Genomic DNA, 12548 nt, shown 5'->3' with positions numbered 1-12548 from the left:
AATGTCTAAGCATGATGGCGGGTACTTTCCGTACTCCTGCAACCTTTAAACATCAAAACGCACTCAACAGCTCAACGGTATCGCTGTATATCAACGCGGTCCGTGTAGCAATTTTGTAAAACGAATGGTTAAATTACTCCTTTCTCAATAAAGAAAACAGTGTTTACTACACAAAACAGATTTTAATTGCGAGTTTTTTGCTCAAGAACAAGTTTTTTGTAGTAAAAAAACAAAAAAGAGGCATTACGCCTCTTTTTGCTCTACGTCTATCGACTAAATTTTCAAATGGGTCGCAACTGGCAAATTCCTTATACGTTTACCACTGGCGGCATAGATAGCATTTGTTAGGCTGGCTGCAACCGGTGGCACTCCCGGCTCTCCCACACCACCAGGCGCCGCTGTTGATTTAATCACAATCGTTTCTATATTAGGGCACTGCGACAACCGCAACATCGGGTAATCATGGAAGTTTGATTGCTGAACCTGACCATTTTTGAAACGAATATCGCCCATCAGCGCCAAACTCAGGCCAAACATAATTGCGCCCTCAGTTTGTGATTTGGCCCTATCGGGGTTGACCACGGTTCCGGCATCAATGGCACCAATGGCTTCGAGCACCGCGACTCTATCATCTTTCACTTCGACCAAGATTGCAGTAGCAACAAATGCGGCAAAACTTCGATGAACCGCAAACCCCCAACCTTGATTGGCTTTGGGCTTGCCATGCTTATTCATTGCTTCCTGCACAGCGTCAATCACGCCATGATATCTTGCAATATCAACAGGGTGGCGGCTAAGATCTTCGCCATAGTTACCATATTCAAAACCTTGGTCGCTAAACTGTTCTTGTCGCACCGGACCAAGCAGTTGTTTCCACATAGTAGGTGTATCTGTCCCAGCTTTGGCAGCCAACTCATCAACAAAACTGCCAATACCGAAGCCATGCTGGATATTGCACACCGAGCGAACCCAACCGATTCGAGTATGAGCTTCAGCTTCAACGGCCTCACAACGCAAACTGTCAATGGCCAATGGCACATCGACAAAGCCTAAATCTAACTCCCACGGCGCAGGGTAATTGGCACCTTGTTGAAATGTCGATCCAATACTGGGAAATCCGGTTCGCTGTAAAATTGCCGTTGGCATGCCTTGTTTATCAAGTTTAGCTTGATAGTGCTGGGCACTCACCGCATGCAAATAGCCATTTTGAATATCATCTTCACGAGCCCAGCACACTTTAACTGGTTTTTGTAACTGTTTAGACAATAAAGCCGCTTCGGCACAATAATCAGGCTTAGATTTTCGTCCAAAACCGCCCCCTAACAAGGTGACATTAACTTTGACTTGTTCTTCTGCAAGCCCTAATGCTCCTGCCACTACCTGCTGCGCTCTTTGTGGCGTCTGGGTTGATGCCCAAACTTCACAACCTTGCTCGGTGACACTAGCCGTGGCTACCGGTGTTTCCATAGGAGCATGAGCCAAATAAGGTAAGGTGTATTGTGCGCTGAGAGTATCATCTGCGGGCCACTGGGTAACAGGCGCTCCGAGTTGGCGCACTAGCTTGCCCGGCTTAGTGACCTTTTCCAGCAATGACGCTAAATAAACCTCACTGTCATGGCTATCATTTGGGCTAGCAGTCCAAGTGATCTTTAGCGCTTTTCGTGCCTGCATCGCGCTCCAAGTGTTAGTGGCAATAACCGCCACTCCCCCTAATGGTTGAAACATGGGGGCACCTGTCAGTACTGGCATGGTAATAATATCGACAACACCCGCCACTTTTCGGGCATCACTGTCATCAACACTTTCAATATCACTACCTAGTACCGGCGGATGGACTATGCTGGCATACAACATATTTTTAAGTTGAACATCATGCCCATATTGTGCTTTGCCGCTGAGCATATCATCCATATCAACAATCGAATGTGACGCGCCAATATGGGTGTATTGATTTGGCGACTTTAACTTTAACTCGCTGACATCGGGCAACGCCAATTGGCTCGCTGCTTGGGCTAGATCGCCAAACTTAGCTTGCTTACCAGATGCTTGATGGGTAACCATGCCATCACGGGTTGTCAGCTCCGATAGCTTAACTTGCCATTTAGCGGCGGCAGCTTGCTCAAGCATAGTTCTTGCCATCGCTCCCATTTCTCGCATCTTATCGAAGCCATTACGAATACTGCGTGAACCATCGGTATTTTGACTCCCGTATCGCTTATCAGCCAGCCCCTGTACCACAACGACTTGCTCCCAGCTTGCTCCTAACTCATCGGCAAGCACTTGCGGGATCCCAGTACGGATGCCTTGTCCCATTTCAGAACGATGGCAGGTTAAATACACCTTATTGTCATCACCTATTGCGATAAACAGGTTTAATCGAGACTCCGCTGATTGCGCCATTGCAGCGGGGCTCCAAGCTAAGCCGCTTGCCCCCAATGCTAAGCCGCCACCGGTTGCACCAAATAACTTTAAAACATCGCGGCGACTGAAATTTTTAACTGCGTTAAATTGACTCATGCTTCTGCCTCCAGTGCGCTTTCGCTATGGCTTGCTTGATATCCCTGAGAAGTCGACTTAATCGCATCTTTAATACGTGTATACGTACCGCAGCGACAGATATTGCCGGACATGGCTTCGTCAATCTGCTTGTCTGCAGGTTTTGGGTGCTTTGCCAGCAACGCAGCAGCGGACATGAGTTGCCCGGCTTGGCAAAATCCACACTGAGGCACATTGTGTTTAGCCCACGCCGCTTTCAAACGACCAAACTCAAGTCCTTCAATAGTGGTGATTTGCTTACCCGCAACTTGCTTGATACTGGTTAAACACGCTCTCGCTGGCTCGCCATCAACATGAATGGTGCATGCACCGCACAAGCCTGCGCCACAGCCATACTTAGTACCGGTTAATTGCAGCATATCCCTGAGCGCCCACAGTAAGGGCATGTTCGGATCCGCATCTAAAGTAAAAGATTGACCATTAATGGTCATTTTTATTGCTTTGCTTGACATGACTCACTCCTTGATTGCCCTACCGCTTCATCTCTATTGGGCTGTGAAAAACCTTGTTATTATGCTTTTGCTTATTTTGCCAACTGATAAGTTGTGCTTGAGTATCAATATCTATGCTTGCTTGCGGCTTGGCGCAGGCCACGAGATTTCCGGTTTGATATAATTGTTTTAGCAGGGCTTTAGCGCCAACATCGCCCTGCAATGTTAATAACTCGGGATAATCTTGTTTTAAAAACAGCGCTGGCGCGCCAATTCGCTGCTCAAAATAGGCTGCTACTCGTCGGTGGTTGCTCGCAGCCAACATAGATAGGTAGTCATCTACCGTTAGGGCAATTTGATCCGCTAAGCACACCAATAATCGCGAATAATTATGAACTTGGGCGTACCTAACAGCGCACTTTATTGAGCTTGCCATTCCTAACGACCAATCGGGATTCGATAACATAGACACGGGCGGGGTCGTAGCATCATTGATCAATGCATCCCGAATTAATATTTCATTGGCACCCAGCACAATGACAAGTTCGGCGTTACTACGAGCACATACCTCATTTAACACACCAAGTTTATGTTGCAATAAGCTCTTGCGCCCTAGAGTGGCTAATTGCTTAGGACTGCCAAAGCGGCGACTAGCGCCAGCCGCCAACAAGGTGATAAGTAGCTTGCTGCTGGATGCTGATGTCATACCATCACACCATTTAGTGCAACAAGTTTGGCATCGAACAACACCCCATGGCATTGAGACAAAATACTCAGTGCTATTGAACTGGGGAGCTCTCCCCCCAATGCTAACCCTGCTGGCGCGGAAAAATAACAACCTATTTGTTGCATCGATATGTTGGCGATATCGAGAACCCTGTCACGACGATGTCCAGGTCCCAATAACGCTAAGTAGCGGATTTGGCTAGATGCAGCTAGGCTGACAGCTTCTGCATCTAAAGTTAAGTTGTGGGTCATAATGACCACGGCATCGAGATCTGACCAAAATGCCGCGGGCAAATCGGCGAAACGACACTTATACAGATTAGCCCCTACAAAGTCATGGGCGCGAGCATAGCTGGTTCTTGGGTCTATAACATCTACATGCCACCCCAACTGCAGCGCAATACTGGCCATGGGCTGGGCATCGACCCCACCACCGAAAATAGCCAGTCGAGGGCGACGTGATATTGGTGTGACCAAATAGGCTTGTCCAAGCGCCAGCCCCAATGTATTTATTGATGATAAGGTGAGCTGCCCTGCACGTTTGAAATCACTGACAGAGAAACTTGCCATCGCTTCACCTTCACTACAAATCTGGGCACGAAACTGCTCAGCGCTGGTTCCATGTGCAAGCAATGGCATTAAGCTAAACCCCTTGCCATGGCGAGATAAAAGGCTTTGAAGCTCAGGCAGCCCACCATAATTATTGGTTTCAAGCAAAGGAATAAGCATAATATCGACAATACCACCACAGCCGAGTTGATAACTGGCATCGGTTTCATCACTGGCATCATATTGGCAACGAATAATCTGCTGTAACTGCATGGCTTGCTGAGCTTTACGGCTCAAATCCGCTTCAAGGCAGCCGCCACTCACCAAACCAATACTATGTCCCAGTGGATGGAACAACATCATGGCACCAGGTTTACGATAAGCTGAGCCTTGGATCTGAGTAATGACCGCCAATACCCAACCGTCCTGTGGTTTACTCGCCCATTGTTTGATTAAATCTTCGATATGGTGTGACATACCTGTCCATCTTATCAACTTAAGTGATTGGCAAACTAAGCTAACAGAGAAAGATAGGTAGAAGAAGGGTCAATGCGTTGCAAATCGTTTCAAAACGTTAGCAACGCACCAAAATGGGGAAATTAGCCAAATAACTGATCAGCAACAAACGGGTTTTGCTGTCGCTCTTCTGCGAACGTGGAGATAGGACCATGACCAGGAACAAACGTCACGTCGCGGCCTAATGACCATAATACTTGGGTAATAGAGTGAATTAAATCACTGTGATTTGACTGCGGAAAGTCGGTACGACCTATAGAGCCCCTAAAGATCACATCCCCGACCCACGCAATCTGCTCATCTGCTGAAAAGAACACGATATGTCCTGGCGTATGGCCTGGGCAGTGCAGCACTTGTAAAGACTGCTCACCAATTTCAACAGTATCACCATGAGCTAAATATTGATGTGGGGTAAACTCATTAACGAGTGGAAAACCAAAGTGTTTGCTTTGCTCCGGTAAACTGCTTAACCAAAACTCATCGTCTTTATGAGGGCCGATCACCTCAACACCTGTGTGCTGGCTTAATGTTACCGCGCCGCCGACATGATCAATGTGACCATGGGTCAACAATATTTTATCGAGTGTCAAACCTAATTGGGTTAATTGCGCTTCAATACGCTCGCTATCGCCACCGGGATCGACCACCGCAGCGCGCTTGGTTTTTTCACACCAAATAATGCTACAATTTTGCTGAAATGGCGTAACTGGAACTATTTGATACTTCATATACTTTACCCACATTCCTCTTCCTAGCACTAGACTACGATAACTACACCTATTTCACTAACTTCTCTAACAAAAAATTGATCTAGGATAAGTTATTGCAGGCTGGCTAGTTTTGTATACAATCCTAACCTCTGCCACAACAGCTAAACAATGAGAGATGACCCGACTATGCCTACTATACATCAGCTACCTGGGATCACTGCAGTCAAACATTATTTTCACCTGCCTTTAGATTACCAGCAACCGGACCAGCAACGAATCACCGTTTTTGCCCGCGAGCTTGTCGCCAATGACAGCATCGATGAAAACTTACCGTTTCTGGTTTTCTTCCAAGGTGGACCTGGCTTTGGCGCTATCCGTCCCAGTGATAATAGCGGCTGGATCAAGCGCGCCCTAAGCGAGTTTAGGGTACTGCTACTGGATCAGCGCGGCACTGGTTTATCGACACCGGTCAATCACCTCAGTCTGGGCCACCTTAGTAGTGAGCAGCAAGCTAATTACCTCAGCTACTTTCGTGCCGATAACATCATTAAAGATGCCGAAGCGATCCGCGCCCAGCTGAGCCCCGATAACAAATGGAGCATCTTAGGCCAAAGTTTTGGTGGCTTCTGCGTATTAAAATACCTCAATGATGCACCTCAAGGGGTGAAAGAGGCCTATATTACCGGCGGCCTACCGTCACTAACACGCCCAGCTCAGGAGGTTTATCAAGCCACCTATCAACGAGTACTGGCAAAAAACCGTCAGTTTTTCCAACGCTTTCCCGATGCTCAAGCCTTAGTCAAAGCACTGGCACAGTACATCACAGACCATGAAGTGCGTATCGCCAGCGGTGAGCGTCTTAGTGTCGAGATGCTACAGTTACTGGGCATTAATATCGGTATGGAGCAAGGGCAAGAAGCGGTCTACTACCTACTGGAACAAGCCCTCGTCGAGGGGAACACGGGTCCCAGTCTCAATCCATTGTTTCTTGCCCACTTCTGTCAACTACTCGACTACAACGCCAATCCCATCTTTGCCTTGCTGCATGAAAGCATCTACTGCCAACAACAAGCCTCCAACTGGGCTGCGCAACAGGTTAGGCAAACATACAGTGAGTTTAACTACCAAGCTAATATGCCGTTTCTATTTACCGGTGAGATGGTCTACCCTTGGCTATTTGACCAGTTTACCAATCTCAAGCCACTGAAGCATGCCGCTCACCTGTTGGCGCAAAAAACCAATTGGCCAAGCTTATATGATCTCAATAAGTTAAAACAAAACACAGTGCCAGTCGCTGCCGCCATCTACAGTGAAGATATGTTTGTTGAAATGCGCTACAGCTTAGAAACCTGTCAACAAGTGGGCAAACTCAAGTACTGGTTAACCTCTGAATATGAACATAACGGCATTCGTATGGATGGCGAACATATACTCGACAAACTGATCGCCCTCAATCGAGATAATCAAGTACGCTAACTAACGTCACTCATCGTCAATGACGGTTAATAGCCCCCTCACAGGGGGCTATTAACCCAACACCAGCTCCCTCGCCCATAGTTGTAAAAACCATTTTTCAAAATCTACAACAACCAATACCGCAGTAACAAAGGTAATAATCAGATGCGCAGTTTCAACAGTTTCAGCCGCATAGGAACTGACAGTTGCTAAAGTTGAAATGCTACCTCAACCTCAGCCTTTGCCGCCACAGCCACAGCCATAAGCTAAGTAAAAACTCGCTGGCACAAAACTGGCGATAAACTATTGGCAATGGCGTCATATTGAACTAAACCTAAAGAGTTAAATTAAGGCTGGAGGATAGCTAATGGAATATAACCTTAGGGACGTTAGTGGCGAGATTTTGGTGGGTATTGTTAATGAGCGGCTGAGGCTAGACTGCCAAGATAGACAAGCGCTGTTTTACCAGTTAGATCTCCCCAGTGAGCAGTTAGAGCAACGCTTAATGCAAGCTGGTTTTTACTACGATCCGGTTAGCAATCAATATCGCTAAATTAACTGCCTTAGTCTCATGACCCTACTAACATTAACGATTAAGCGGTGACAGCGTTAACTGTCACTCGCATAGCCATTGGGATGAGTTTGTTGCCAGCGCCAAGTATCCTCAATCATCTGGTTAAGATCACGTGTTGCCTGCCAATTTAAGCTGTGTTTGGCACGGTCTGCACAAGCGTAACAGCTGCTAATATCACCAACTCTTCTGGGTGCCATTTGAATGGCAATATTACGACCACTGATTTGGGCAAATAGTTCGACCATCTGCATCACCGAAACTCCCTTGCCTGTACCAAGATTAAACAGATGGCACCCTGTCTCGTTATTCAGTTGCTGCAGTGCTGCAAGATGCCCGAGTGCTAGGTCTACCACATGAATGTAATCTCGTACCCCTGTCCCGTCAGGTGTATCGTAATCGTCACCAAAAATAGACAGATAATCTCGTTTCCCCACAGCAACTTGAGCAATGAAGGGCATCAGGTTATTTGGTACCCCTTGAGGGTCTTCACCAATTAAACCCGAAACATGAGCACCGATAGGATTAAAATAACGTAATAAGGTGACACTCACATCTGCATTAGCCCTAACCCAATCTTGGCAGATATGTTCAACCACCAACTTGCTCTGCCCATAGGGGTTAGTGCAGCGCAGTGGGGCTGTCTCAACAATCGGCACCGAGTCTGGCTCACCATAGACAGTAGCAGAAGAAGAGAAAATAAATTGCTTTACACCATTATCTTGCATTGCCTGTAACAGCGCGATACTGCCGCCGACGTTAATATCATAGTATTGCAACGGTGCGCTGGTTGATTCCCCGACCGCTTTAACGCCAGCAAAATGAATAACAGCATCAAACTGCTCGCGATTAAACAATTGCTGCAATAGGCTGGTATCACGCACATCGCCGTTGACAAAGCTAAGCTGACAGCCGGTGATCTGCTCTACCCGTACCAGCGACTGTTCACTGGCATTTGACAGGTTATCAAGCACAACAACGTCGATACCCGCTTGCAGCAACACAACACAAGTATGAGAGCCAATGTAACCGGCTCCCCCCGTAACTAATACTTTCATTGATACCTCCTAAGTAGCAACAGACTTAATACCATGTGGTCTTTATCATCTGGTGCCTTTACCACCAAGTGACATAGAGCAAATTAACGATGATAACGACTCCAAGCGCAGACAGGTTGAAGGAGCGAGCAGTAGTAAAACTTACCTCCGCCAATGCAACACTCCTATCTTGGGTGGATGGTTGACCGAGCAAGGAAACCACATAACACAGCAATAGACAGAGAATAAACACCACACTAACCCTATCCATGAATGGCAGCTCGGGCCAAAAAATGCGCAAACTGAAAGAAAACACCGCAGAGCCCAGCGCTGCAGCCAGAGCCCCTGCTGCGCTGGTTTGCCGCCAAAACATGCCCATCAAAAAGATCACCACAATCCCAGGGGTAAATACCCCCGTGAACTCTTGAATATACTGAAATGCCTGATCAAACTGGCCAAGTAAGGGTTGGGCAACGCCCAATGCCACCAATAAGCTTACAAGAGTCGCCAGGCGTCCGATCATCACATAGTGTGTCTGACTTCGGTTAGGCTGCAACGGTTGATAGATATCCATGGTAAAAATGGTTGAGATACTGTTGGTCATCGATGCCAGTGATGAGACGATCGCCGCAACTAATGCGGCAAATACTAACCCTTTAATACCAGTAGGCATCAGTGCCATCATTGACGGATAGGCTTGGTCCGGTGCAGTTAAGTTGGGGTGCAGCACGACTGCTGCAATGCCTGGCAGCACCACGATCAGTGGCATCAGCAGCTTTAAATAGGCGGCAAAGGCTATCCCTTTTTGCGCTTCACCAATGCTTTTCGCCGCGAGTGCCCGTTGAATAATATACTGGTTAAATCCCCAATAGCTGATATTCATTATCCATAGCCCCCCCAACAGCACAGAGATCCCAGGCAGACTCATATAGTGAGGGTTACTCTGTTGTAATATCATTTTAAAATGATCTGGTGCTTGCTTTGTTAGCTCACTAAAGCCTGCGATGACTCCTTGGTTGTCGGATATGGCATTTAATGCTAAATAACTCAGTAGTAATCCGCCAAAAATCAATAGCACCACTTGAATGATATCGGTATAGGCTACAGCCTTAAGCCCACCGTAAAGGGAGTAAGCCAAGGAGAACAGGGCGAGAAATATCATGCCATAGAGCCAATCTACCCCTGCCACGGTCTCAATGGCTAAGCCGCCAAGCCACAGTACTGCTGTTAAGTTGACAAAGATATACACAGATAGCCAAAACAGTGCCAATATAGTCTTCACTCGCTTATCAAACCGCTGTTCTAAATATTGCGGCATGGTAAAGATTTCATTCTTAATGAAGATGGGTAACATATATTTACCCACTAAGATTAGGGTGATCGCCGCCATCCACTCATAAGAGGCGATCGCCAAGCCAATAGCATAGCCCGAACCAGACATCCCAATAATCTGCTCCGCCGAGATATTGGATGCGATAAGCGATGCACCGATGGCCCACCACGGTAGGGCTTTTCCCGCTAAAAAGTAGTCTTTGGTATCACGCTGATGCTCTTTATCAGCACGAGAGATATAGAGTGCCAGCAGTAGCAAAGCCAGCACGTAACCTACAAATATTGTGATATCAATTATATGTAACATAGTCCTGCTCTCTTGTTAGTTTCATTGCCTTCACTTGCAGTGCTTGCGCAAGGTTTTATTTGCATTGGCTAAAGGCGCCCGCTTGCGCTCGACATAGGTAGATATCCGCATCCAAGCCCGTTGCCTGTTTATATTGGGCAGTGATGTCATCGATTATCGTACTGACACGGCTTTTAGGCACTAGCGCCACAACACAGCCACCGAAGCCACCACCAGTCATACGTACACCACCGCCTTCCCCTAACATGGCATGGACTATCTGCACCAGCTGATCAATCGCCTTTGTGCTCACCTCAAAATCGTCACGCAACGAGGCGTGTGAAGCAGCCATTAGTCGAGAGATTTGGGGCAAATCACTGTCGATTAATGCGGTAAACAGCTGCTGCACTCGCGTATTTTCACTGATCACATGCCGTGCCCTTCTCAATAGTGTCTCATCAAGCTTATCGCTTGCCCCATTGAGCATCTGCTGAGTGACACCACGTAAGCTTGGCTGACGAAAGTAGTGCGCCACCTGGTCACACTGCTGTCGTCTGTCGTTGTATTCACTGCCAACCAATTCACGCTTAATATTGGAATTAATGATCATCAAGGCCAACGATTGCGGCAGTGATACAAACTCGGTCGTTAAGTCATGACAATCTAGCAGCATTGCCTGTGATTTACGGCCCATAGCAGCGGTCAGCTGATCCATGATGCCGCAATTACAACCAACAAACTGATTCTCAGCCGCCTGCCCAAGTTGCGCTGCTAATACTGCATCAATGGGTAGCTGAAAAAGATCCGCTAACGCGCGCAGCAACGCGACCTCTAGGGATGCAGATGAACTTAAACCTGCACCTTGAGGCAGATTGCCACCGATTAAAAGATCGACACCAGAGAGCTGTCGCCCGAACAAAGCTGACTGTTGGTTTGTCATTGCTGCGTGAAGCGCAACAAATACACCACGGATATAGTTGCTCCAGGGCCATTGGTGATCGAATAGGATTTGCTCAAGTTCAAAGCTCACTAGGGTGTCATCGAAGTCAACAGCAACCATGTTCACTCGTTTATCACTGCGCTTAGCCGCCAACACCCAAGTGCCCATATTGATGGCTGCAGGTAGTACCAAACCCTGGTTATAGTCAGTGTGATCGCCAATAAGATTTACCCGTCCCGGCGCATATCCCACCCCATCAACCTGTCGGCTAAAGAGCTGATTAAATCGCTGATTTAGTTGCTCTAATTCCATCATATCTCCTCCGCCTTATAGTGAGTAGCTGACTGTTCCCGTAACCGTTTCGCCGCCTGTTCAGGAGTGATATCTCGCTGCACTTCGGCGAGCAATTCATAGCCCACCATAAACTTCTTAATACTGGCACTACGTAACAAAGGCGGGAAAAAGTGTGCATGTAGCGTCCACTCACTATGGATCTTCTTGTCAAATGGCGCGCCATGCCACCCCATAGAATAGGGAAACGAGCAGCGAAATAGATTGTCATAACGAATTGTTAACTGCTGTATAATATCCGCCAATGAAGTTTGAGTAGTTGGGGTTAATTCAGTGATTCGTTTAATCGTAAAGCGAGGCAGTAGCAGCGTCTCATATGGCCAGGCCGCCCAATAGGGCACCACCACCAACCAGTCTTCATTTTGCACTACAATACGTTCCCGTTTCGCTAACTCGCGTTGCGCATAATCAGCCAACATACTGCTGGTGTATTTCTGGTTATATTGCAGCAAATTCTGCTGTTTTCTCTCTACAAGAGTCGGTAGTTGAGTTTGCGCCCAGATCTGACCGTGGGGATGAGGATTTGAACACCCCATGGCCGCCCCTTTGTTCTCAAATATCTGTACCCAACGGTAGTGACGTCCCAACTCTTCGCTCTCTCGACGCCACGTGGCGATCACCTGTTCCAGTTCAATCAATGACAACTCTGGTAGGGTTTTACTGTGGTGGGGGGAAAAACAGATCACCCGGCTCTCACCACGCTCGGTAGTTAACTTGAACAACGGGTCATCATTATGCGCTTTGGGTCCTTCGCTCATTAAAGCTGAAAAGTCATTATTAAACACAAAGGTTGACTGATAGTTAGGGTTCACCTCACCGTTTACACGGGTGTTGCCAGCACAGAGATAACAGGTTTCATCATAAGCGACAGACTCTACCACCTCTTTTGGCTCTATCTGTCCTTGCCAAGGTCGCTTTGCTCTGTGAGGCGCCAATAGCACCCATTCCGACATCAGTGGATTAAAACGTCGATGAGGGTGCTCACTTTCAATAAACTGATCCATTTTCTCTATTACCTGCACCATAACAGCCATCTATCCGGTTTATTTTTCGATGGGGATATGCTCAGCCACAAGCCCTATTGCTGT

The 12548-nt window shown here is 47.3% G+C and carries 11 protein-coding genes; 2 read left to right on the top strand and 9 right to left on the bottom strand.

Annotated elements, in window-relative coordinates; genetic code table 11:
* Positions 1–273: 273 nt before the first annotated feature.
* The 5 genes from ACHUFW_RS04900 to ACHUFW_RS04880 form a co-directional block, all read right to left on the bottom strand.
* The gene (locus tag ACHUFW_RS04900) at positions 274–2517 is read right to left on the bottom strand and encodes a xanthine dehydrogenase family protein molybdopterin-binding subunit (protein WP_394201050.1); all 2244 of its coding nucleotides are present in this window, start codon (positions 2515–2517) and stop codon (positions 274–276) included.
* Positions 2514–3008 carry a (2Fe-2S)-binding protein gene (locus ACHUFW_RS04895; RefSeq protein ID WP_394201048.1) on the bottom strand — a complete coding sequence of 165 codons (495 nt, stop codon included), beginning with the start codon at positions 3006–3008 and terminating at the stop codon, positions 2514–2516. Before ACHUFW_RS04895 ends, ACHUFW_RS04900 begins: the two co-directional genes overlap by 4 nt.
* 19 nt (positions 3009–3027) lie before the next feature.
* Positions 3028–3693, bottom strand: coding sequence for a nucleotidyltransferase family protein (locus tag ACHUFW_RS04890; protein WP_394201046.1), 666 nt, complete (start codon positions 3691–3693; stop codon positions 3028–3030).
* Positions 3690–4739 carry an XdhC family protein gene (locus ACHUFW_RS04885; RefSeq protein WP_394201044.1) on the bottom strand — a complete coding sequence of 350 codons (1050 nt, stop codon included), beginning with the start codon at positions 4737–4739 and terminating at the stop codon, positions 3690–3692. The genes ACHUFW_RS04890 and ACHUFW_RS04885 overlap by 4 nt, the downstream gene beginning before the upstream one ends.
* A gap of 122 nt (positions 4740–4861) precedes the next feature.
* The gene (locus ACHUFW_RS04880; protein WP_394201146.1) at positions 4862–5506 is read right to left on the bottom strand and encodes an MBL fold metallo-hydrolase; all 645 of its coding nucleotides are present in this window, start codon (positions 5504–5506) and stop codon (positions 4862–4864) included.
* A 168-nt stretch (positions 5507–5674) separates the two neighbouring features.
* Between ACHUFW_RS04880 and ACHUFW_RS04875 the strand changes: the two genes are divergently transcribed.
* Together ACHUFW_RS04875 and ACHUFW_RS04870 are read left to right on the top strand one after the other, a co-directional pair.
* The gene (locus ACHUFW_RS04875) at positions 5675–6964 is read left to right on the top strand and encodes an alpha/beta fold hydrolase (RefSeq protein ID WP_394201042.1); all 1290 of its coding nucleotides are present in this window, start codon (positions 5675–5677) and stop codon (positions 6962–6964) included.
* Between the two features lie 346 nt (positions 6965–7310).
* Entirely contained in the window at positions 7311–7496 is a 186-nt protein-coding gene (locus tag ACHUFW_RS04870) for a DUF4250 domain-containing protein (protein WP_394201041.1), read from the top strand.
* Positions 7497–7552: 56 nt separating this feature from the next.
* Here the strand turns inward: ACHUFW_RS04870 and galE are convergent, their stop codons facing one another.
* The 4 genes from galE to ACHUFW_RS04850 are packed head-to-tail and all read right to left on the bottom strand — an operon-like array spanning position 7553 to position 12464.
* Complete coding sequence (gene galE / locus ACHUFW_RS04865) at positions 7553–8572, bottom strand: UDP-glucose 4-epimerase GalE (RefSeq protein WP_394201039.1); 1020 nt, start codon at positions 8570–8572, stop codon at positions 7553–7555.
* Positions 8573–8630: 58 nt separating this feature from the next.
* Entirely contained in the window at positions 8631–10190 is a 1560-nt protein-coding gene (locus tag ACHUFW_RS04860) for a sodium/sugar symporter (RefSeq protein WP_394201037.1), read from the bottom strand.
* 55 nt (positions 10191–10245) lie between these two features.
* A complete protein-coding gene (galK, locus tag ACHUFW_RS04855; RefSeq protein WP_394201036.1) occupies positions 10246–11424 on the bottom strand; it encodes a galactokinase in 1179 nt (392 codons plus the stop codon).
* Complete coding sequence (locus tag ACHUFW_RS04850) at positions 11421–12464, bottom strand: UDP-glucose--hexose-1-phosphate uridylyltransferase (RefSeq protein WP_394201034.1); 1044 nt, start codon at positions 12462–12464, stop codon at positions 11421–11423. Before ACHUFW_RS04850 ends, galK begins: the two co-directional genes overlap by 4 nt.
* Positions 12465–12548 lie beyond the last annotated feature (84 nt).

Source organism: Shewanella waksmanii, from assembly GCF_043643685.1.
In the GTDB taxonomy this organism is placed as follows: Bacteria; Pseudomonadota; Gammaproteobacteria; order Enterobacterales; family Shewanellaceae; genus Shewanella; species Shewanella waksmanii_A.
This window is presented reverse-complemented; position numbering and strand designations above follow the sequence as displayed.

Bases quoted from the DNA above. Each gene is read 5' to 3' on its own strand.
- ACHUFW_RS04850 (WP_394201034.1), bottom strand. From the start codon at position 12,464: ATGGATCAGTTTATTGAAAGTGAGCACCCTCATCGACGTTTTAATCCA.
- ACHUFW_RS04885 (WP_394201044.1), bottom strand. From the start codon at position 4,739: ATGTCACACCATATCGAAGATTTAATCAAACAATGGGCGAGTAAACCA.
- ACHUFW_RS04895 (WP_394201048.1), bottom strand. From the start codon at position 3,008: ATGTCAAGCAAAGCAATAAAAATGACCATTAATGGTCAATCTTTTACT.
- ACHUFW_RS04870 (WP_394201041.1), top strand. From the start codon at position 7,311: ATGGAATATAACCTTAGGGACGTTAGTGGCGAGATTTTGGTGGGTATT.
- galE (WP_394201039.1), bottom strand. From the start codon at position 8,572: ATGAAAGTATTAGTTACGGGGGGAGCCGGTTACATTGGCTCTCATACT.
- ACHUFW_RS04890 (WP_394201046.1), bottom strand. From the start codon at position 3,693: ATGACATCAGCATCCAGCAGCAAGCTACTTATCACCTTGTTGGCGGCT.
- ACHUFW_RS04860 (WP_394201037.1), bottom strand. From the start codon at position 10,190: ATGTTACATATAATTGATATCACAATATTTGTAGGTTACGTGCTGGCT.
- ACHUFW_RS04900 (WP_394201050.1), bottom strand. From the start codon at position 2,517: ATGAGTCAATTTAACGCAGTTAAAAATTTCAGTCGCCGCGATGTTTTA.
- galK (WP_394201036.1), bottom strand. From the start codon at position 11,424: ATGATGGAATTAGAGCAACTAAATCAGCGATTTAATCAGCTCTTTAGC.
- ACHUFW_RS04875 (WP_394201042.1), top strand. From the start codon at position 5,675: ATGCCTACTATACATCAGCTACCTGGGATCACTGCAGTCAAACATTAT.
- ACHUFW_RS04880 (WP_394201146.1), bottom strand. From the start codon at position 5,506: ATGAAGTATCAAATAGTTCCAGTTACGCCATTTCAGCAAAATTGTAGC.